Consider the following 21,378-nt stretch of genomic DNA (forward strand, 5'->3'; position numbering starts at 1 on the left):
TGGAGTGGCCCGGGCACTGGTGACAAGCACGATGAGTGCCACCTCTTGCACATGCTATGCGACGCAGGTTGCACAGCCACGCATCCAGGACGCGCGACCCGGCGTAGGCCGCCGCCATGCGCTGTCGGCGCGCTCCTACCGCCTGCGCGCTTGTTCTCCCACAGAGGGGGGCGGGGGGCCACTACGGGTTACTTCGCTCACCAAACATAACCTTGCGAGCAGCCTGCATTGTGTGTACGGCTGTACTTGTTCCTCGGAGGGAATCATGGAGTTTTCAACGCTGTTCGACTCGCTCACCGGTGCGTGGGGGGACGAAATCCTTGTGTGGGCCGTCGCCGCGGTGGCCGGATGCATATGCCTGATCGCTCTGGTGAACGTGCTCGACATGTTCCTGGACAACAACGAAATGGGCTGAGCGCCCTTCCCATGAAAGACTCCAGCAAATCCCCGATGACGCCACAGAACAAGGCCGCGGCAGGCCGCCGCGCAAGCGCCGCCAAGGCGAGCGACGGCAGCAGCGCCAAGCAGCAGCAGCTCGAAGGCTTCACCGTCGAGCATCCGCCGACCCTGACCACCAACCAGGGCCTGCAGATTCCCGACAACCACAACTCGCTCAAGGCGGGTGTGCGCGGGCCCACGCTGCTCGAAGATTTCATCCTGCGCGAGAAGATCACCCACTTCGACCACGAGCGCATTCCGGAGCGCGTGGTGCATGCGCGCGGTTCCGCCGCGCATGGCTATTTCCAGGTCTACAAGTCGATGTCGCAGTTCACCTGCGCCGACTTTCTGCAGGACCCCGACCAGAAGACGCCCGTTTTCGTGCGCTTCTCGACCGTGGCCGGCTCGCGCGGATCCGCCGATACGGTGCGCGACGTGCGCGGCTTTGCCGTCAAGTTCTACACCCGCGAAGGCAACTACGACCTCGTGGGCAACAACATTCCGGTGTTCTTCATCCAGGACGCGATGAAGTTCCCCGACCTCATCCACGCCGTCAAGCCCGAGCCGCACCACGAGATGCCGCAGGCCGCGAGCGCGCACGACACCTTCTGGGACTTCGCCTCGCTCATGCCCGAGAGCACCCACATGCTGATGTGGGCCATGAGCGACCGCGCCATTCCGCGCAGCCTGCGCATGATGGAGGGCTTCGGCGTCCATACCTTCCGCTTCATCAACAGCCGCGGCGAGAGCCACTTCGTGAAGTTCCACTGGAAGCCCAAGCTCGGCATTCATGGCCTGGTGTGGGACGAGGCGCAGAAGATTGCCGGCAAGGACGCCGACTTCCACCGCCGCGACCTGTGGGAAGCCATCGAGAACGGCGACTTCCCCGAATGGGAACTCGGCGTGCAGATGATTCCGCAGGACAAGGAACACTCGCTGGGCTTCGACCTGCTCGACCCCACCAAGCTCATTCCCGAAGAGATGGTGCCCGTGCAGAAGATCGGCCGGCTGGTGCTCAACCGCAACCCCGACAACTTCTTCGCGGAGACCGAGCAGGTGGCCTTCCACCCGGGCCACGTGGTGCCGGGCATCGACTTCAGCAACGACCCGCTGCTGCAGGGGCGCCTGTTCTCGTACACCGACACGCAGATCTCGCGCCTGGGCGGTGCCAACTTCCACGAACTGCCGATCAACAAGGCCGTGTGCCCGTTCCACAACATGCAGCGCGACGGCATGCACCGCCAGACCATCGCGCGCGGCCAGGTGGCCTACGAGCCCAACACGCTGGGCAGCGGCGCCGAGTTTCGCGTGGACGGCGGCAGCCACGGCTTCCAGTCGTTCCCTGAAGAAATCGATCCGCCGAAGGTGCGCCGCCGCAGCGCGTCCTTCGACGATCACTTCACGCAGGCGCGCCTGTTCTTCAACAGCCAGAGCGCGGCCGAGAAGGAACACATCATCGCGGCCTTCCGCTTCGAACTGTCGAAGCTGGAGGTGCCGGCCATCCGCCAGCGCGTGGTCGACAACCTTGCGCACGTGGACGAGAAGCTCGCGCGCCGCGTGGCCGAGCCGCTGGGCATCGGCGAGCCCGACGCCAAGGCGGCGGCAGGCCGCGCGGGCTTTCGCGAACACCGCATGACGCTGCCGATCGAGGAGTCGCGCGCGCTCAGCATGGCCGACACCGGCGACGGCTCCATCCGCACGCGCAAGATCGCGATCCTGGTGGCCGACGGCGTCGACTCGGCTTCGCTCAAGCCGATCCGCGACGCGCTCGAACAGGCCGGCGCGCAATGCAAGACGGTGGGCCCGAGGCTGGGCACCGTGGCAAGCGCGTCGAAGCGGCAGATCGATGTCGACATGACCTTCGCCAACACGCCGTCGGTCATGTTCGACGCCGTGCTGGTGCCCGCGGGCAGCGAGAGCGCCGCGGCCATGAGCGGCATCGGCGATGCGGTGCACTTCGTGCTCGAGGCCTACAAGCACTGCAAGGCGATCTGCACCGTGGGCGAGGGCGTGCGGCTGCTGTCCACGCTAGGCATAGCGGCGGACATGCCGCCGGCCGACGCGCCCGCCGGCGTGGTGGTGGCTGCAACGCCTGTCACCAACATGGGCGACACCACTGCCGCGGCGCAGGTGGCGAACGACTTCATCGCGGCCATCGCCAGGCACCGGCACTGGGACCGGGCGAACGTCGATGCGGTACCTGCCTGAGCGACTGGTTCTAGTTCGTTTGCGCTAGACCGTATTGCGAATAGGCGCGGCAGGTAGCCGCTCCTAGACTCCGCCCCGAGGCCTGAACGGCGCCCACTTCCGAGGCGCCGGTCGCCCGCTTTCAGCGGGTTCATGGCCCGACGCGGGGGTCCAATGGCTTGGTTTTCCAGTAGGGGATGGGAGCGTCCCGCATGCCGCCGTGCGGGCCTTGCGGTGGCGTTGGGTCTTGCAGGCGTCATTGCCTCCGGCTTCGGTTCCCCGGCATGGGCGCAGCAGCAACGCGCCCAGGCTCCGACCAACGCCGAGGCCGCCGCCGACCGCATGGAGCAGGCCCGCCTCGACGACACCGACACCCTGCTGGCCCTGACCAGCGAAGGCGCGGTGCTCTACGGGCAGGACAGCGTCAAGCTCTCTGGCTACCAGTACTGCAGCCAGGCCGTGGCATTGGCCGAGGCCGGCGAGTTTCGCCAGAGCGTGCGTGCCGCCAGCAAGGCGCTGCACCTGGCCAACGCCACCAACGACCCCAACCTCATGGCCATGGCCAATCGCGACCTGGCCATCGTCTACAGCTATTCGGGCCAGCTCGAGAAGGCAGAGGAATTCGCGCGCGAGGCGCTGCGCCACCAGGCGCGCGACCCCAAGCTGGTGGTCGGCCCGGTGCAGAAGGTGATCGGCGACGTGCGCACGCGCCGCGGCGATTTTTCCGGCGCGGTGCTCAGCTATGACGAGGCGCTGGCCAACAGCTCGTCGCGCTATGCGCCGCTGGTGCAGGCCTCGCTGGTCAATGCGCTGATCGAATCGGGCGACACCGCGCGGGCGCGCGAGGTGATCGGCACCATGGCGCCGCCGAAGGATGCGCCGCTCACCGCGCAGCTCGACCGCACCCGCGCACGCCTGCTGCTGGCCGAGAACAAGCCGGCCGAGGCGCGCGATGCCTACCGCGCACTCACCGCGCGCCAGGTCGGTGCCGACACCGAGTACTACCGCCTCTGGGCGTGGGACGGCGTGGCGCGCAGCGAGCTCGCGCTGGGCCAGAAGCAGGCCGCGGCCGAGGCCGTGGGCCGCGCGCTCGGCGACGTCGACAAGGTGCGCGCGAAGTTCCGCAGCGAAGAATTCAAGATGGGCCTGTTCTCGGACCTGCAGACGGTGTTCGAGCGCGGCGTGGCCGTCTACAGCGACGCGGGCGATGCGCGCCAGGCCTTCGAGGTGAGCGAACATAGCCGCTCGCGCGCGCTGCTCGACGCGGTGCGCGGCCGCGCGAAGATCAACGAGCAGGCCGCCAACACCATCGACCTGCCGGCGCTGCAAGCCACGCTGGCGCCCGACGAGCGCGTGGTGCAGTTCCATTCGCTGCCCGACCGGCTGGTGGTTTGGGTGGTGAGCGCGAACAGCATCACCGAGAAAAACGTGGCGGTGAAGCGCGACGAACTCAACGAGCTGGTCGAGACCTTTCGCAATTCCATCGTGCGCGGCCGCCGCACCGCCATCACGAATGCCGACAAGCTCGGCGCCGCGCTGCTCGGGCCGCTGGGCCTGGCACCCGGACAACGGCTGATCGTGGTGCCGCACGGGCCGTTGCACTACCTGCCGTTCCAGGCGCTGCGGCTGGACGGCCGCTACGTCATCGAGACGCACCCGGTGGCCGTGGCGCCGTCGATCAGCATCGCGGTGCAGCTCGCGCAGCGCACGCCGCGCGTGAACGCATCGCTCACCGCCTTCGGCAATCCGCGCATCGAGGACAAGTACGACCTGCCCGGCGCCGAGACCGAGGTGAAGCAGCTCGCGCAGCTGTTCCCGCGCAACACGGTGTACATGGGCGCCGCCGCCACCAAGACGCAGTTCCGCGACGTGGCCTCGCGCTCGCCGCTGATGCACGTGGCTGCGCATGCAGAGGCCGACGCGGTCGACCCGCTGTATTCGCGCATCCTGCTGGCGAACGAGGGCGGCAAGCAGAATTTCCTGGAGGCGCACGAGATCCTCGGCTTGCCGATGGACGGCACCGCGCTGGTCACGCTGTCGGCCTGCGAGTCGGGGCTGGGGCGCATCGCGCAGGGCGACGAGGTGCTGGGCTTCACGCGCTCGTTTCTGTCGGCCGGCAGTTCGAGCCTGATCGCGTCGCTGTGGCCGGTGTCCGACGACGCCACGGCGGTGCTCATGAGCACGCTCTATGGCGAGCTGGCCAAGGGCCGCGACATCCAGAAGGCGATGCAGGCGGGGCAGCTTGCCGTGTTGAAGGACCCCAAGATGTCCCATCCCTTCTTCTGGGCGCCGTTCAATTTGATCGGCAACTGGCGTCTTACGGTGGGGGGGTGACATGAAGTCCTGGCTCTTGTTTGACGTCCTTTGTTCGGGGCGCGATCACGCCGGCGGGGTGCCTTGCTCCGCGAATGTCCCCCGCCCTTCGGGCTCCTCCTTTATTTCGCTGCGCAAGGCACCCCGCCGTCGTGAGCGTTCAGAGCACTTGTTGATCGGCCGCAAGCCCGCAGCGCGCCTTGTGCGCAGGGCGCCGGGTGCTCCCCGCAGCGAAATAAAGGAGGAGGGGCGAAGCCCCGGGGGACATTCGCGGAGGGGAGTACCCGGTGGCCTGTGCACACGCCCCGAAACAACAGCAGCACAACGCAGGACAGAGCACTGAGATGCAAGCCCGCCAACGCCTGACCCCCACGGCTTTCGCAGTCACGACGCTGGTGAGCGCGGCGCTGCTGCTGGCAGCCCAACGCACGCACGCAGCAGAGGCCGAACCCGACACGCTGCTCTCTACACAAGACCCCTGCGGCACTTGCGATCGGCCCCTGGCACAAGCACCAGGCACGGTCGCACCGCAAAGCCTGCCCGCACCGCCGAAACCCGCCGGCGCATCGTTCAGGCTCAACGACCTGCGCCTCAACGGCGTCAAGGCGTTGAGCAACGAAGAGCTGCAAGCCATCACCTCGCCCTACATCGGCCGCGACGTCACGCTCTCCGACCTCGAAGAACTCGCCAAGGCCATCACCGCACGCTACAAGGAACGCGGCTACTTCCTCGCACAGGCCGTGGTGCCCGTGCAGACGGTGCGCGACGGCATCGTCGAGATCAGCGTCATCGAAGGCCGCCTCGGCAAGGTCGACGTCGTCGTCGCGCCCGACGCGCCCATCGCCGAGGCGCGTGTGCGCGGCTTTCTCGCGCCCCTGCAGCCCGGCGAAGCCGTCAGCGCGCCGGCCTACGAACGCGCGATGCTGCTGCTGTCCGACCAACCGGGCATCAAGGTTTCCTCCGGCCTGCAGGAAGGCACGCAGGCCGGCACCACCGACCTGTCCGTCGAGGTGGCACCCGCGCCGCGCTGGGCCTTCACCGCCGAGGGCGACAACCACGGCACCAGGGAATCGGGCCGCTACCGCGTGGGCGGCACGGCCCGCTGGCTCAGCCCCTTCGGCATCGGCGACAACCTCGACATGCGCGTGATGGTGTCCGACAGCAACGCGCTGCAGTTCGGCCGCATCGCCTACGAAGCGCCCATCGGCACCAGCGGGCTGCGCGCGGGCGTGGGCCTGTCGCGCGTGAGCTACGAGCTGGGCGGACAGTTCACCGATCTCGACGCACGGGGCCGCGCCAACGTGCTCGACTTCTCGCTGAGCTATCCGCTCATCCGGCAGCGCCAGCAGAACCTGTTCCTGCGCCTGGGCGTGGACGTGAAAGACCTGACCGACGAGCTTCGCGCGGCCGACTTCACCTCGAAGAAGCGCGTCAACGGCCTGAGCCTGGGCTGGACCTGGGAGCGGCGCGACGAACTGCTGGGCGGCGGTTACTGGGCCAGCTCGGGCACGCTGTATCACGGCAACCTGTCGATCCGCGATGCCGAGAGCCGCGACTTCGACCGCAGCATCACCGGCCACAACACCGAAGGCGGCTTCACCAAGCTGAGCTTCCAGTTCTCGCGCCTGCAGGCCATCGTGCCGCGCCATTCGCTGTACCTGTCGCTGGGCGGCCAGTGGGCCAGCAAGAACCTCGACGCCTCGGAAAAACTCGCGCTCGGCGGCGCGCGCGCGGTGCGCGCCTACCCGTCCGGCGAACTGCTGGTGGACCAGGGCCTGATCGGCACGGTGGAGTGGCGCTGGTCGCTCAATGAAGAACTCACGCCCTTCGTCTTCTACGACGCCGCGCGCGGAAAGATCGTGCGCAACCCGACGCCCTACGACGGCATCAACAGCCACAGCCTGCGCGGCTACGGCGTGGGCCTGAGCTGGTCGCGCCCTGGCAATTTCTCGATCAACGCGACGCTGGCCTGGCGCGCCGGCACGCCACCCGCGCTGACCGACGGCGGTGGCCGCAACCCGCGCCTCTACGTGCAGCTCATCAAGGCGTTCTGACCATGAAGCAACGCAACAGGTTTTCACAACAACGGCGGCTGCAGCTGCGTCCGCTCGCGCTGTCACTCGTGTGCGCGGGCGCCGCACCGGCCATGGCCCAGGTGCTGCCCATGGGCTTCACGCCCATTGCCGGAGGCGTCACGATGACGCAGGGCACCGGCGTGATGAACATCGTGCAGCCGCTGCAGCGCGGCATCGTCAACTGGCAGAGCTTTTCGATCGGGGCGAACGGCGTGGTCAGCATCTCGCAGCCGAGCACCTCGGCCGTGCTGCTGAACCGCGTGGTGGGCGACGGCATGAGCATCCAGGCGTCGCGCATCGACGGCACGCTGCGCACCACGCTCGCGAGCAATCCGAACCTGCCGGGCGGCAGCGTGTTCCTCATCAACCCGAGCGGCATCGTGTTCGGCAAGGGCTCGTCGGTGAGCGTGGGCGGGCTGGTGGCCTCGACGCTCGACATCGCCAACAGCAACTTCATGCCCGCCGGTTCCGAGGACAAGGCCATCGGCAGGAACGAGCAGCTTCTCTTCTTCGGCCCCGAGGGCAGCATGGCCCAGGTGAAGGTGGAGGGCGGCGCGTCGATCACCACCACCTCGCCCAACGGCACGGTGGCGCTGCTCGGCGGCGTGGTGCGCAACGAGGGCGAGATCAACGTCGCGCGCGGCTCGGTGGGCCTGGTGTCGGCCAGCAAGGTGACGCTGAACCTCGACTTCGATGGCGACGGCCTCACCACCTTCAACATCCCGGCCGACGGGCAGACCAAGTTCAAGCTCGCCGACCTGCAGGCTGCCGACCCGACGGCGGTGGCGCAGCTTGCGAACAGCGGCAAGGTCACGGCCGACGGCGGGCGCGTGGTGCTGATGGCGGCTGCGAACGTCGATGCGCGCCAGCTGGTGGTGAGCCAGACGGGCGTGATCCAGGCGCGTTCGCTGTCCACGCGCAACGGCGAGATCGTGCTCGACGCCGGCCAGGCGGCCGGCAGCAACAACGAGATGCGTGTCGGCGGCACCATCGATGCGGGCAACGGCCTGAGCGAGGCGGGCGCCTCCGGCACCACCGGCGGCTCGGTCACGCTGCGCGGCGACTACATCCGGCTGGCCGGCGGCAGTGTGAACGCGAACGGCAGCGGCGCTGGCGGCACGGTAACGGTGCAGGGCGCCAGCGCGGTGAGCATGGCGCCGGACGCCAGCATCTCCGCCGATGCGACGGGCGCGAACGGCGCCGGCGGCACTATCGACATCGACGGCGGCTTCACGCACATCTCGGGCAGCCTCTCCGCGCGCGGTGCGGGCAGCGGCAACGGCGGCACCATCGGCACCTCGGGCGGCCAGCTCGAAGTGACGCCAGCCGCGCGCATCGATGCGGCGGGCGGCGCCACGGGCGCCAACGGCAGCTGGAACGTGCTGTCGCGCGGCACGCTGAGTGTGGACAGCAAGGTGGCCGCCTACAACCCGAACGGCTATGGCGAAGCGGCCAACGGCACGCACGTCAGCGCGGCCACCATCGGCACCACGCTGGGCCGTTCGACCGACGTCAACCTGCGCACGGCGCTCACCGAAGGCAACTCCGACGTGGTGTTCCAGGACGGCGTGCAGGTGGTGAAGTCCGAAGGCCGCGATGCACGCCTCACGGTGGATTCGGTCAACGGCATCGCCATGAACAGCGGTGCATCGATCATGTCGAAAGCCGGTGCGCTCGGCGTGAACTTCGACGCCAACGCCGATGCCAACGAGATCGGCGGCGCCATCCGCATGGACAACGCGAGCATCGCCACCAACGGCGGCAGCATCCGCTTCTACGGCCAGGGCAACGCCGACACCGGCCGCGCGGTGGGCGGCGTGTCCGTCGACGACGGCGGCTCCAGCAGCGGCGTGGCCGGCATCACCCTCACCGGCAGCTCGCTCTCCACCTGCGCCACCGGCACCGTCGCCTGCGGCGGCAGCGGTGCCATCGTGCTGCGCGGGCAGGGCGTGAGCCAGCAGGCCAACGGCGCGGCCGGCTACTACGTCAGCTCCGACGGCGTGGACCTGCGCGGCAGCAGCCTGACCACGGGCGGCGGCGGTATCGCCGTCGACGGCCAGGGCGGCATCGGTGCCAACGGCGTGCTGCTGGCCGGCAACGACGGGCAGTTGACGCAACTGCGCACCGGCACCGGCGACGTCAGCGTGATCGGCAGCTCGCGCAGCTGGACCACCGACGATCCGGGCGCCGTGTACGGCAGCACGGTAGCGCCCAGCGGCAGCCTGTCGGCGCCCGACGTGACGGTGGCCGTCACGGCCGGCGTGACGCTGCGCGGCGCGGTCATCGACGCCGGCGGGCGCGTGGGCATCGACGGCACCGGCGCCAACCTGCAGGGCCTGACCGCGAACGACGCCTTCCTGACCTCGGCACAGGCCGCCAACAACGGCACCGGCGTCGGCTACGGCGCGGGCGACGGCGTGGACATCAACGGCGGCAGCATCACGGCCGGCAAGGGGCGCGACGTGTCGATCGCGGGCACCGCGGGCGGCCAGGGCTTCAGTGCGAGCAACGCAGGCGTGACGCAGGGGCAGGCGCCCTCGGCGGTCACCATTTCCATGGAGGCCGGCGAGACCGTGCGCGCCGAGGGCGGCACCGTGTCGATCGACGGCCGCGGCGGCGACGTGGTGTTGGCGCGCACGTTCAGCCGTTCCGAAGCTCCATCGAACGCCACCAACGCGTTCATCGACACCTCCAGCGCCACCGGTGCCGGCGGCACGGTCAGCATCACCGGGCGCAACGTGCTGGTGAGCGATGTCTACAGCGACCTGACCACCATCGACGCGGGCGGCGCGGGCCAGGCCGGCACCATCGACATCCGGGGCAGCAACGCGATTGCCATCGACGCGCCGGCCAGCCTGCGCGCGGATGCGGGCTCGGCCACCGGCAACGGCGGCACGGTGCGGGTGGTCGCGGGCGACACGCTGCGCGGCTATGGCAGCCTGTCGGCGCGCGGCGGCAGCGCGGGCGGCAACGGGGGCACCATCGAAACCTCCGCGCAGCACTTCGAGCTGCTGGGCCTGCGCGTCGACGCCTCCGCGCCCATGGGCACGGCCGGCACCTGGGTGATCGATCCGTACAACGTCAACATCGCGCACGGCACCGCCTCGGGCAGCCTCACCGGCAATCCCTTCGATCCGCTGGCGAACTCGACCGTGCAGGACGGCGACATCAACGCCGCGCTGGACGGCGGCACCAGCGTGACCATCACCACCGGCACCGGCGGCATCCCGACGGACGGCAACATCACCTTCGCGGCCGGCGCGGCCATCGTGCGCAGCAAGGGCGCCGCGCCGCTGACCTTCGAGCTCGATGCGGCGCACAGCATCAGCACCGGCGGCGGCACGAGCATTCAGTCGAACTCGGGCGCGCTCAACGTGGTGTTCAACGCGGGCGTGGGCGGGCAGGGCGGCGCCATCAACTACAACGGCGTCATCAACACCAACGGCGGCAACGTGACGATGAACGCGGATGCCGGCGCGAGCAGCAACCCGGCCGTCACGATGAACGGCACCAGCATCGACACGCGCACCACCGCGCTGGGCGACGCCGGCCCCGGCGGCTCGGTGCGGATCAGCGGCAGGCGCACGCTGCCGCCTTCCATCTTCAACACGCAGGCCACGGTCGACCTCACGGGCATCAGCATCCAGAGCAGCACGGGCGACGTGTCGATCTCGGGCGTGGGCCAGCACGGCGACGGCGTGCGCATCCAGGGCGGCACGGCGCCCAGCCAGATCCTCACGACCAGCGGCGACATCGACATCCTGGGCGTGGGCGCGAGCTACAACTACAGCCAGTCGCAGCTGGCGGTGCAGAGCGTGGAGATCAACGGCGCCACGCTGCGCAGCGTGGACGGCAACATCGGCATCCGCGGCCTCGTCACGCCCGGCCCGCAGGATGCGCCGTCGGGCGGCGTGCTGCTCGCGGGCAACACGCTGGTGACGACGCTGGGCGTGGGCAACATCGACATCGCGGGCGAGTCGCAGGCCAACGGCACGGGCGTGAACATCGGCAAGGGCGCGCAGGTGAGCGGCAACCGCGACGTGGTGCTGCGCGCGAGCAACGACGGCACGAGCGACGCCGTCGTCATCGGCGGCAACGTGCATGCGGGCCGGGTGCTCGACCTGCGCCCCGGCGGCGTGGACGCGGCCAGCGGCAACGCGGTCGACCGCACGGCCAATAAGGTGACGCTGGGCGGCACGGCGGCCACCGGCTTCGCGGTGTCGGCCGACGAGTTCAGCCGGCTCGACGCGCCGACCATCGTGGTGGGCAGCAACGCGCATGCGGCGGACATCGATGTCGTCGGCCCGCTGGCGCTGTCTTCGGCGCTCACGCTGCAGAACGAGGGCGGCGGCAACATCAACCTCGGCGGCGCGCTAACGGCACCGAAGATCGGGCTGCTCTCGCGCGGCAACATCACGCAGACCGCCGCCGCGCCGATCACCGCCGGCACGCTGATGGCGCGCTCCACCGGCGGCAGCGTGCTGCTCGACCAGGCATCGAACAACGTCAGCGCGGCCACCGTCGGCGGCGGCGCGGCCGGGGCCTTCCGCTATGTCGATGTCGACACCGTGCAGCTGGGGTCGGTGTCGGTCACCGGCTTCGATGCCGCGGGCAATGCGCCGCAGGTGGCGTCGGCCACCTCGATGGCCGCCGACACAGTGTTCGTGCGCACCCTCAGCGGCGACCTGCTGCTGGGCACCAACGTGAGCAGCACCAGCGGCACCGACCTGGTGGCGGGCGCGCGCCTGCAGAACCTCGGCGGCTACACCATCACCGGCGCGCCGTGGCGCGTGTGGGCCGACACCTGGGTGGGCGAGACGCGCGGCGGCCTGCAGGGCTCGGGCATCTATCCCAACCTGTACCACTGCGCCTACTCGGGCCTGTGCGCCGTGAGCATTCCCGCAGGGGCCAACCACTTCATCTACACGCAGCAGCCGGTGGCCACGGTGGTCATCGGCAATGCGAGCCGGCCTTTCGGCTTTCCGAACCCGCTGTTCAGCTACGGCATCGGCGGGCTGATCCTGGGCGACACCGGGCGTGGCTTCTTCGGTTTCGTGAGTTCGCCGGCGCTGCCGGGCAGCCTGCCGGGCCTGTACGCGATCAACGGCGCATTCACCTCGGCCGAGGGCTACGCGGTCAATGTGGTGCCGGGCAACCTGCTCGTCAGCGCGCCGGCCAGCCTGCCGCTGCCCGATGCGCTGCGCGACCTGCCCAGCACCTGGCTGTACGACCGCAACATGGGCCCGCCGCCGATCTGCTACGCGACCGGCCCGCTCGACGGCGACCGCGCGGCGCAGGCCGGCGACGTGCTGGCGCGCGAATGGTCGCGCGTGCGCTCGCGGCCCAACCTCTCGAGCTGCGTCAACACCGAAAAGCGCAACGGCTGCGCGGACTTCTGACGCAGCCGCTCAGCGGCTGCCCTGGTCGTTCGCTCAGCTCGCGTGCACCTGCCGCCGCGTGGTGAGCAGTGCGCGCAGCTTGGCGGGTGCCACCGGCTTGGTCAGCAGCATCACGCCGCCCTGGCGCAGCCGTTGCAGCACCTCGGGCCCGGTCGCTCCAGACACCAGCACCGCGAGCGCATCGGGCTGCAGGCGCTTGGCGGCGTCGAGCACGTCCACGCCGTCGTCGTCGCCCGCCAGTTGCAGGTCGCACAGCACCGCGTCGTAGCGCACGTCGCCGCCGGCCAGCCGCGCGATGGCCTCGGCGCCGGTGGTCACGCATTCGACCTGGCAGCCCCATTGCGCCAGCAGCGTGCGGGTGCCGTCGAGGATGGCGGGGTCGTCGTCCACCACCAGGCAGCGCAGGCCGGCCAGCGGCGTGGGGGCGAACTGCGGCGGCTCGGGCGGCACCGCGTCGGCGGCGCGCGCGGCGGGCAGGGTGAAGGCGAAGGTGCTGCCGGCCTGCAGAGCCGAGCGCACGGTGATGCGCGTGCCCAGCAGCGTGGCGATGCGCGCGCAGATCGCCAGCCCCAGCCCGAAGCCGCGCCGGCGGTCGCGCTCGGTGTTGGCCACCTGGTAGAACTCCTCGAAGATGCGGCCCTGGTGGATGGGCGCGATGCCCACGCCGTTGTCGCGCACCTCGATGCGCACGCCCGCCGCGCAGCGCCGCGCGGCCACCAGCACGGTGCCGCCTTCGGGCGCATGGCGCAGCGCGTTGCTCACCAGGTTGCCGACGATGCGCCGCAGCATCGCCGCGTCGGTGCGCACCGCCAGGCCCCGGTCGCTCCAGCGCAGGCGCACGCGCGCCTCTGCAGCGGCGGCGGCATGCTGCGCATCGATCTGGTCGAACAGCGCGTCCAGCGACACCTTGGCGATCGCCGGCGTGAGCACCTGCGCGTCGAGCCGCGAGATCTCGAGCAGGTCGTCGAGCAGCACGCCCATGAACTCGGTGCTCTCCTGCAGCCGCAGCACGGCCGGGCGCTGCGCCGGCGTGGCTCCCGGCAGCAGGCCGTCGATGAACAGGCCCATGGCATGCAGCGGCTGGCGCAGGTCGTGGCTGGCGGCGGCCAGGAAACGTGCGCGCGACAGCGCCGCCTGCTCGGCCTCGGCCATGCGCTGCAGCGCCACGGCGGTGGCCTCGCGCACGCGCTCCTCGCTGACCTGGCGGTTGTGCTGCAGCCGCTCGGCGAGCCGGTCGATGTCGTGCGCCAGCACAGCCAGCTCGTGCGTGCCGCGCGTGCCGCCCTCGACCACGCCGCAGCGCACGTCGAACTGCCCGGTCTCCAGCGCGGCGACGGTGCGCGACACGCGCCGCAGCGGCCGCGCCACCGTGCGCGCCATGTGGCGCACCGAGGCCCAGGCCGCGATCAGCGCCACCATCGCGATGCCGATGCCGGCAATGAGCGAGCGGCTGCGCTCGCGCGTGTAGGCCGTGGTGTCGCGGAAGGTCTGCACCAGGCCGATGGGCGTGTCGCCCGCCGCGGTGGAGCCCGCGGGCGCGAAGGCGCTGGCGCGCGAGGCCTCGCGCAGCGTGACCGGCGAGGTGAACATGCGCAGCCGCGCGAGCGAGGTGGTCTTGGGCCCGGCCGTGACGAACACGCCCGCGCTGTTGCTGATTTCCACCCGCGTCACCTGCCCGCCGCGCAACGCGGCATTGGCCACGTTCTGCAGCGCGGGCAGGTCGCCCGCATACAGGCTCAGGTCGGACATGGCCGCCACTTGCCGCGCGACCGCCTGGCCCTCGGCGTCGAAGGCGGCCTCCAGCGTCTGCAGCCGGCTGTGCGTGAACCAGCCGGTGAGCGCCAGCGCCACCGCCGCGCACGGCACCACGCCGAGGCGGAACAGGTCGTTCTGCAGGTTGCCGCGCACGATGAGCGTGTGGGTCGGCGGCGGCGATGGTGCAGGGGCCGCCTCCGGTGCCGCTCCGGAAGGCACGGCGTCGACCGCCGCCACGGTCGGCAGCGTGCCTTTGGAGGGCCGCGCGGCGGTGCTCATCGCGGCGCCGCGAGTCGCTCGGTCAGTTCTCGTTCCTCCGGCAGGCGCAGGCCGAGTCCGCGTGCCACGGTGGCGTTGATGCGCACGCTGGCGGGCGTCGCCGCTTCCACCAGCGGGCCGTTGTTGTTGCTTCCGTTCGCATTCGCCGCCGCCACCTTCTGGCCGAGCAACCTTGCCTGGTGGGCGAGCTGCGAGGGCGTCGACACCGCCGCGGCCAGGCCGCCCGAGCGCACCAGCCCTTCGCTGGTGCCGAACACCGGAAGACCCGCGCCGGCACCCGCGCGCAGCACCGAGAGCGTGGCCGCCTGGTTGTCGCCTATCAGGTCGGGCAGCACCATCAGCGCATCGCTCTGCGGCACCACGATGCGCAGCGCGGCGGCCAGCGAGCGGGCGTCGGGCGCGTATTCGATGCGCACGTCCCAGGCCGGGTTGGCCACCTGCGCGGCGCGCTGCAGCTCGCGCACCAGCGGCTCCGACTCGGGCGTGGCCACCACGCCCACGCGGTGCTTCTGCGGCAGCACCGCGCTCATCAGCGCGAGCTGGTCGGTCATGGCCGGGTCGCGCAGCAGCACGCCCACGCGGCGGTCGCCGCGCCGCAGGGCCGCCGGGCTCGCGGCCTTGAGCGTCTCGTAGTCGAGCCGGCTCAGCATCGCGAGCACCAGCGGCTCCTGGCCGGGCCGCTCGACGGCGGCGCGTGCGGCGGCGGGGCCGACGGCCATGGTCAGCGGGGCGTCGGCCGGTGCGCCGCGCAGGCCGCGGGTGCGCACGCCCGCGTTGGCGGCGCGATCGGGGTCGGTGCCGGTGTCCAGCGCCACCTGTGGTTCAGAAGATGGCGCGGCCCCGCCGGCCGGCAGCCGCACCAGGTCGAAGCGGCTGCCGGGTTCCTGGTCGGCGCGCAGCTGCTGCACGAACTCCGAGGACGCCGGAATGTCGTCGCCCATCAGCACGGTGAGGCTGGAGGCCGCCGCCAGGCCCGTGGCTGACGCGGCCGACGCTGCCATGAGCGCCAGCACGGCGCGCCGCATGCCCGCGCGCGGCTTCGCGGGGCGTCCTGGACGTCCGCGGAACAGCGCAAAGATGTGGGAAACGGCAACGAACATGGACTGCTTCCGCAGCAAGGGGCGATGATCCAATGTAAGGACCGCCCCTGCTTCTTGCGATAAGGCGGAGGGCTTATGTCAGGGCCCGCGGCGGCCTGCCCGTGTGACGAATATCACTGTGCGGCAGCCGCTCGGCCTATGTCCGACGGACTAACCCGCGCACCTACCCCGGGTGAGTCGTCAGACGTCCGCCAGCAGCGCCGCGGCGGCGGCGCGCTGCGCCTGGATGGCCTGGCGCAGCACGCGCGGCGACACCGGCTTGTAAAGCACCGTGATGCCCGCGTTGGCCACCTCGCGCAGCCGGTCGGGCTTGGTCTCGCCCGTCACCAGCAGCCGCGCGGTGCCGGGGCCGATGCCGCGCGGGTGCCGCTCCAGCGCCGCGATCACGTCGAGTCCGTTGTCGCCGCCCTGCAGCAGCAGGTCGCTGATGACCACGTCGGGCGGCTGCGCCCAGCCGTCGGCCATGGCCAGCGCCTCGGCGCGGGTCTGCGCGGGCAGCACCTCGGCGCCCCAGTTGGCGAGCACCACGGCCAGGCCTTCGAGGATGGTGCGCTCATCGTCGATCACCAGGATGCGCACGTTGGCCAGGCTTTCTTCCTCCTCGATGCCGGCCAGGGCGGCCGACAAAGCCGGCACCGGCAGCGCGGCCGGCGCCGAGCGCACCTGCACCCGCACGCAGGTGCCCTTGTGCAGCTTCGAGCTGAGTTCGACGCGGGTGTTCAGCAGGTCGGCCAGCCGCTGCACCGTGGCCAGGCCAAGCCCCATGCCGCGCGCGCCGCGCGCCGCCTGCCGGCCGGTGGGCTCTACCTGGTAGAACTCCTCGAACACCCGCGCCTGGTGCTGCAGCGCGATGCCCACGCCGGTGTCGACCACGTCGATGCGCACGCCCTTGCCGCGCCGCCGCGCGCCGATCAGCACGCCGCCCTCGATGGTGTGGCGCAGCGAGTTCGACACCAGGTTGTTCAGGATGCGCGAGAGCATCACGTAGTCGCAGCGCACCCACACGTCGGTCTTGCGCACCACCAGCCGCAGGCCCTGCTGCTCGGCCACCGGGCGGAAGTTGCGGCTGATCTCGTCGAACAGCCGGTCCAGCGGAAAGTCGGCCCATTGCGGCTGCAGCACGCCGGCGTCGAGCTGCGACAGGTTCAGCAGTTCGGAGAACAGCCGGTCGAGCGAATCCACGCATTCGCGGATGTGGCCGATGCGCTGCAGCTTCACCGGGTCGGTCTCGCCGTTGGCCAGTCCGTCGGAGAACAGCGTGAGCGCGTGCAGCGGCTGGCGCAGGTCATGGCTGGCGGCGGCCAGCAGCCGGGTCTTGGCCTGGCTCGCCACCTCCAGCTGCTGGTTCTTGCGCGCCAGCTCGGCTGTGGCCTCGTTGATGCGGCTCTGCAGCAGCCGGTGGCTCTCGGCCAGCGCGCGCGCGGCCTGGTTGAAGCCGTGCTGCAGGTGGCGCACCTCCGACGTGCCCTCCACCACCACGCTCGCGTCCTCGCCAGCGCCCAGCCGGTCGACCGCCTTGCCCAGCGCACGTATCGGCTCGCTGATGCGGCGCGCCGCCCACCAGCCCGCCAGGCCCACGCCCACCAGGCTGAAGGCCAGCACCAGCACCACGTTGAGCCAGACCGAGCGCCGCGCGCTTTCCACCGCGCCCAGGCTGATCTCGACCATCACCTTGCCGTGGTGGCGGCCGTCGTCGCCCACGATCGGCACCACCACCTGCAGGCCCTGGCCGCGTGCGCGGTCGGAGGTCTCGGAGTTGGCGACGATCTCGCCGTCCTCGGTCCAGATCTGCACCTGCTGCACGTGCGGCTGGTAGGTGCCCGACTGCGCGGTGCGCTGCAGCGCCCGGCGGTCCATGCGCGCCAGCGGGGCCTGCGCCACCGTGGCCACCTGCAGCGCCACCGTCTGCGCGTTGGCCCGCATCAGCTCGGTGAGGTTGCCCAGGTGCTGGCGCGTCAGTACCGCGATGGCCGCCAGCGTGGCCAGGGCCGCCGGCACCAGCGCCAGCAGGATCAGCTGCTGCGCGAAAGTGAGGCGGGCCAAGCCGCGCAGGACGCGGAAGTTCCAGTTCATGAGGGCTTCGGACGCATGGAGGTCCGAGCTTAGGGGCGCCGGAGCGAACAGGGAAGCAGGAAAAACATCACGAAAGTTGCTCGCAATTGCTATTTAATGGCGTCCGCACAGCCCATGTCAGACCCGCCGCCCGTCGGCGAACCCATGCCATCCGGTCAAAAAATGCTGGTTTCATTGCGCCTTACTGCCCTGTTTCCAGTTGCCCTGCGCGCGGCGGCGATGGGCTTGCTCGTCGGCCTCTCGCCGTTGCTCGCCTCTGCCCAGGGCACCGCGCGCGAGCCGCCGGTGCGCTTCGGCATCCTGCCGCTGGGCGGCGCCTTCGAGTCGCGCAGCGACTGGGACCCGCTGCTGGCCGAACTCAGCCGCGCCATCGACCGGCCGGTGAGCGTGCTGTCCGTCAATTCGTACGAGGCGCTGGAGCAGGCCATCCAGCGCGACGAGGTCGACATGGCCTTCCTGTCCGGCAAGATGGCGCTGGACGCCGTCACCCAGCGCCGCATGAAGGTGGTGGCGCAGGTGGTGCGGCACGACGGCCTGCCCGGTTACCGCGCGCTGCTGCTGGCGCGCAAGGTGCCGCCCTTCAATTCGCTGAAAGACCTGCTGGCCCAGCCCGAGCGCTGGCGGCTGGCGCGCGGCGAGAAGCAGTCGGTATCGGGCTTCATCGTGCCGCAGCTGCAGCTCTTCCTGCCGAACCACATCGCGATGGAGACGCGCTTCCTCAGCGAGACCGTCGGCACCCACCAGGCCACGGCGCTGGCCGTGGCCAACAGCGAGGCCGACGTGGCCACCAACAACACGGCCGACTTCGAACGCTTCAAGCAGCGCTTTCCGGCCGAGGCCGACCGGCTGCAGGTGCTGTGGCAGTCGGACCTCATTCCGCATGCGCAGATCGTGGTGCGGCGCGAATACCCGCCCGAGCTGCGCAAGCGCGTGCAGGTCTTCCTGACCAGCTACGGCCGCGCCAAGGGCCCGCGCGGCGACGCCGAGCGGCTGGTGCTCAAGTCGCTGCACGACCTGGCCGGCTTCCTGCCGGCCGACAACAGCTCGCTGGAGCCTGCCGCCAAGCTGGCCTGGCAACTGGCCCGGCAGAACGCCATGACCGCGCAATGGGTGAACGACGCCGCGCGCGAAGCCCGCCTGCAGCGCATCGACAGCAACTACGCCGAGCAGGTCGGCGTGCTCAAGGACGTGACGCCCTGATGGCCCGCCAAGCCGCCCGAATGCTTGCCGCGACGCTGCTGTTCGTCGCGTCGGCCGCGATGCTGGCCGCGCCCGCCACGGCCACCGCGCAGGGCGCCAATGCGGCGCCGCCGGCGCCCGCCAGGGGCGTGCCCGGGGTGGTGCGCGCGGTGCGCTTCGGCGTGCTGCCGCTGGGCGGCACGGTCGAGTCGCGGGCGCTGTGGACGCCGCTGATGGCCGACATGAGCCGCTCGCTCGGCGTTCCGGTCAGCTCGTACTCGGTGCCGTCTTACGAGGAGCTCGACCGCGCCATCGGCCGCGACGAGATCGACATGGCCTTCCTGTCGGCCAAGATGGCGCTCGACGCCGTGATGCAGCGGCGCATGAAGGTGGTGGCGCAGATCGCCAAGCAGCCCGGGATTCCGCAGCACCGGGCGGTGTTGCTGATGCGCAAGGCCGGGCCTCTCAACACGCTGGCCGGGCTGCTCGCCGAGCCACAGCGCTGGCGGCTCGCGCGCGGCGACAGCCGCTCGGTGACCGGCTTCATCGTGCCGCAGAGCCAGTTCTTCCTGCCTAACAACATCCAGATGGAAACCCGCTTCCTCAGCGAGTTCGTCGGCACCCACCAGGCCACCGCGCTCGCCGTGGCCAACGGCGACGCCGACGTGGCCACCAACAACACCACCGACTTCGAGCGCTTCAGGCAGCAGTTCCCGGTGGAGGCCGAGCGGCTGCAGGTGGTGTGGGAGTCCGAGCCGCCGCCTGGCGCGCCGATGGTGGTGCGGCGCAGCTACCCGCCCGAGTTCCAGGCGCGGCTGCAGAACTTCCTGACCGGCTACGGCAAGGCCAAGGGCCCGCGCGGCGATGCCGAGCGCGAGGTGCTGAAGAACCTGCGCGCGGGCTACGGCTACGTCGAGGCCGACGACAGCGCGTTGCTGCCCGAAGCCCGGCTGGAGTACCAGTTGGGCAAGCAGCGCGCCATGGCCGCGTCGTGGGTCAACGAGGCCGCGCGCGAACAGCGGCTGCAGCGCATCGAGAAGACCTATGCGGAGCAGGTCGAGGCATTGCGCGCGCCGAATCGCTGAAGCCCCGCGCCGGGCCCTAGTCCCTTCGCCGTACCACCAAACCCCCGCGCCTAGGCCTTAAGGCGGATTTGCCCGCCGCGTCCCGCGCCTGAAACTCCGTGCTTCTTTTCCGGCACCCTTGCCGTTGACGGAGCGTGGATGAGCTGGCGAACAAAAGTGGTGTGGAGCGAGGGGATGCTGCTGCAGCCTCAGCACCTGCAGCAAAGCGAGCGCCATGCCGACCATGCGCGGCATGTGCTGCTGCGCGCGACCACGCCCTACGCCTGGGGCTTTGCCGAGCTCGAGATCGATGCCGCCGCGCTCACGCTCGGCAAGCTCGCGCTGGTGCGGGCTGTGGGCGTGTTCGGCGACGGCACCGTGTTCGACATGCCGGCGGTCGACCCGCTGCCCGAGCCCATCGACATACCCGCCGGCATGCGCGACGAGGCCGTGGTGCTCGCGCTGCCGCTGCGCCGCGCCGGCGCGCGCGAGGCCGACGCGGAAGACTACGAGGAGCTGGTGCGCCACCGCGTGCTCGAGTCGGAGGTGCCCGACTCCAACACCGCCGGCGAGCGCACCGCCATGCTGCAGCTGGGCCAGCTCCACACACGGCTGATGCGCGCCGGCGAAGCCACCGACGCCTGGACCACGCTCGGCATCGCCCGCGTGCTGGAGCGCCGCGTCGACAACCAGGTGCTGCTCGAACGCGCGATGCTGCCGCCGCTGCTCGACGTGGCCGGCCATGCGGTGATCCGCGCCTGGCTCGACGAACTGCTGGGCCTCTTGCGCCAGCGCGGCGAGGCGCTCGCCGGCCGCATGACGCAGGGCGGCACCGGCGGCGTGGCCGAGATCGCCGACTTCATGCTGCTGCAGGCCGTCAACCGCAACGAGGCGGTGTTCGCGCACCTGGCCAGAAGCGCGATGCTGCATCCGCAACATTTCTTCGAGCATGCGCTCGGGCTGGCCGGCGACCTGGCGAGCTTTCGCGATTCGCGCCGCGTGGCGCGCTTCGGGCCGTACATCCACGACGACCTCGCGACGAGCTTCCGCCCGGTCATGGACGACCTGCGCCGCAGCCTGTCGATGGTGCTGGAGCAGTCGGCGATCCGCATCGAACTGCACGACCGCAAGCACGGCGTGCGCGTGGCGATGGTGACGGACGTGGAACTGCAGCGCAAGGCGACCTTCGTGCTCGCGGTGAACGCGAACATGCCCAGCGAGGCGCTGCGCGCGCGCTTTCCCACGCAGGTCAAGATCGGCCCGGTGGAGCGCATCCGCGACCTCGTGAACCTGGCGCTGCCGGGCGTCACGCTCACGCCGATGCCGGTCGCGCCGCGCCAGATTCCGTTCCACACGGGTGCCAACTACTTCGAGCTCGAAACACGCAACAGCGACCTGTGGCGCCAGCTCGAGCAGTCGGGCGGCATCGCGATGCACATCGCGGGCGATTTCCCCGGCCTCGACCTTGCCTTCTGGGCGATACGAGCATGACCCCCAGTCTTCGCGCACTTATTGG

11 protein-coding genes are annotated in these 21,378 nt (G+C 70.6%); 8 read left to right on the top strand and 3 right to left on the bottom strand.

Going from position 1 to position 21,378, the window contains the following annotated elements; translation table 11 throughout:
* The first annotated feature begins 265 nt into the window (after positions 1-265).
* From ACWV14_RS03315 to ACWV14_RS03335, 5 genes are all read left to right on the top strand, one after another.
* On the top strand, positions 266-415 hold the full coding sequence (locus ACWV14_RS03315; protein ID WP_172839840.1) for a hypothetical protein: 150 nt from the start codon (positions 266-268) through the stop codon (positions 413-415).
* Between the two features lie 35 nt (positions 416-450).
* Positions 451-2,646: a catalase HPII gene (katE, locus tag ACWV14_RS03320; RefSeq protein ID WP_454902590.1), complete on the top strand. Its 2,196-nt coding sequence runs from the start codon at positions 451-453 to the stop codon at positions 2,644-2,646.
* A gap of 153 nt (positions 2,647-2,799) precedes the next feature.
* Positions 2,800-4,959: a CHAT domain-containing protein gene (locus tag ACWV14_RS03325; RefSeq protein WP_454902591.1), complete on the top strand. Its 2,160-nt coding sequence runs from the start codon at positions 2,800-2,802 to the stop codon at positions 4,957-4,959.
* Between the two features lie 323 nt (positions 4,960-5,282).
* Positions 5,283-6,992: a ShlB/FhaC/HecB family hemolysin secretion/activation protein gene (locus ACWV14_RS03330; RefSeq protein WP_454902592.1), complete on the top strand. Its 1,710-nt coding sequence runs from the start codon at positions 5,283-5,285 to the stop codon at positions 6,990-6,992.
* Between the two features lie 2 nt (positions 6,993-6,994).
* Entirely contained in the window at positions 6,995-12,412 is a 5,418-nt protein-coding gene (locus ACWV14_RS03335; RefSeq protein ID WP_454902593.1) for a two-partner secretion domain-containing protein, read from the top strand.
* Between the two features lie 33 nt (positions 12,413-12,445).
* Here the strand turns inward: ACWV14_RS03335 and ACWV14_RS03340 are convergent, their stop codons facing one another.
* From ACWV14_RS03340 to ACWV14_RS03350, 3 genes are all read right to left on the bottom strand, one after another.
* A complete protein-coding gene (locus ACWV14_RS03340; protein WP_454902594.1) occupies positions 12,446-14,446 on the bottom strand; it encodes a hybrid sensor histidine kinase/response regulator in 2,001 nt (666 codons plus the stop codon).
* Positions 14,443-15,546 carry an ABC transporter substrate binding protein gene (locus ACWV14_RS03345; RefSeq protein WP_454902595.1) on the bottom strand — a complete coding sequence of 368 codons (1,104 nt, stop codon included), beginning with the start codon at positions 15,544-15,546 and terminating at the stop codon, positions 14,443-14,445. Before ACWV14_RS03345 ends, ACWV14_RS03340 begins: the two co-directional genes overlap by 4 nt.
* A 180-nt stretch (positions 15,547-15,726) precedes the next feature.
* The gene (locus ACWV14_RS03350; protein ID WP_454902596.1) at positions 15,727-17,619 is read right to left on the bottom strand and encodes an ATP-binding protein; all 1,893 of its coding nucleotides are present in this window, start codon (positions 17,617-17,619) and stop codon (positions 15,727-15,729) included.
* A 162-nt stretch (positions 17,620-17,781) separates the two neighbouring features.
* Here ACWV14_RS03350 and phnD point away from each other — a divergent pair, with 162 nt between their 5' ends.
* From phnD to tssK, 3 genes are all read left to right on the top strand, one after another.
* Positions 17,782-18,819: a phosphate/phosphite/phosphonate ABC transporter substrate-binding protein gene (gene phnD, locus ACWV14_RS03355; RefSeq protein WP_454902597.1), complete on the top strand. Its 1,038-nt coding sequence runs from the start codon at positions 17,782-17,784 to the stop codon at positions 18,817-18,819.
* A complete protein-coding gene (locus ACWV14_RS03360; RefSeq protein ID WP_454902598.1) occupies positions 18,819-19,883 on the top strand; it encodes a phosphate/phosphite/phosphonate ABC transporter substrate-binding protein in 1,065 nt (354 codons plus the stop codon). The genes phnD and ACWV14_RS03360 overlap by 1 nt, the downstream gene beginning before the upstream one ends.
* 138 nt (positions 19,884-20,021) lie before the next feature.
* Positions 20,022-21,353: a type VI secretion system baseplate subunit TssK gene (gene tssK, locus ACWV14_RS03365; RefSeq protein WP_454902599.1), complete on the top strand. Its 1,332-nt coding sequence runs from the start codon at positions 20,022-20,024 to the stop codon at positions 21,351-21,353.
* The last annotated feature ends 25 nt before the right edge of the window (positions 21,354-21,378 follow it).

It is taken from the genome of Variovorax durovernensis, assembly GCF_977011995.1.

Excerpts from the sequence above, each read along its gene's own strand:
- ACWV14_RS03315 (WP_172839840.1), top strand. The coding sequence starts at position 266 with ATGGAGTTTTCAACGCTGTTCGACTCGCTCACCGGTGCGTGGGGGGAC.
- katE (WP_454902590.1), top strand. The coding sequence starts at position 451 with ATGACGCCACAGAACAAGGCCGCGGCAGGCCGCCGCGCAAGCGCCGCC.
- ACWV14_RS03325 (WP_454902591.1), top strand. The coding sequence starts at position 2,800 with ATGGCTTGGTTTTCCAGTAGGGGATGGGAGCGTCCCGCATGCCGCCGT.
- ACWV14_RS03330 (WP_454902592.1), top strand. The coding sequence starts at position 5,283 with ATGCAAGCCCGCCAACGCCTGACCCCCACGGCTTTCGCAGTCACGACG.
- ACWV14_RS03335 (WP_454902593.1), top strand. The coding sequence starts at position 6,995 with ATGAAGCAACGCAACAGGTTTTCACAACAACGGCGGCTGCAGCTGCGT.
- ACWV14_RS03340 (WP_454902594.1), bottom strand. The coding sequence starts at position 14,446 with ATGAGCACCGCCGCGCGGCCCTCCAAAGGCACGCTGCCGACCGTGGCG.
- ACWV14_RS03345 (WP_454902595.1), bottom strand. The coding sequence starts at position 15,546 with ATGTTCGTTGCCGTTTCCCACATCTTTGCGCTGTTCCGCGGACGTCCA.
- ACWV14_RS03350 (WP_454902596.1), bottom strand. The coding sequence starts at position 17,619 with ATGAACTGGAACTTCCGCGTCCTGCGCGGCTTGGCCCGCCTCACTTTC.
- phnD (WP_454902597.1), top strand. The coding sequence starts at position 17,782 with ATGCTGGTTTCATTGCGCCTTACTGCCCTGTTTCCAGTTGCCCTGCGC.
- ACWV14_RS03360 (WP_454902598.1), top strand. The coding sequence starts at position 18,819 with ATGGCCCGCCAAGCCGCCCGAATGCTTGCCGCGACGCTGCTGTTCGTC.
- tssK (WP_454902599.1), top strand. The coding sequence starts at position 20,022 with ATGAGCTGGCGAACAAAAGTGGTGTGGAGCGAGGGGATGCTGCTGCAG.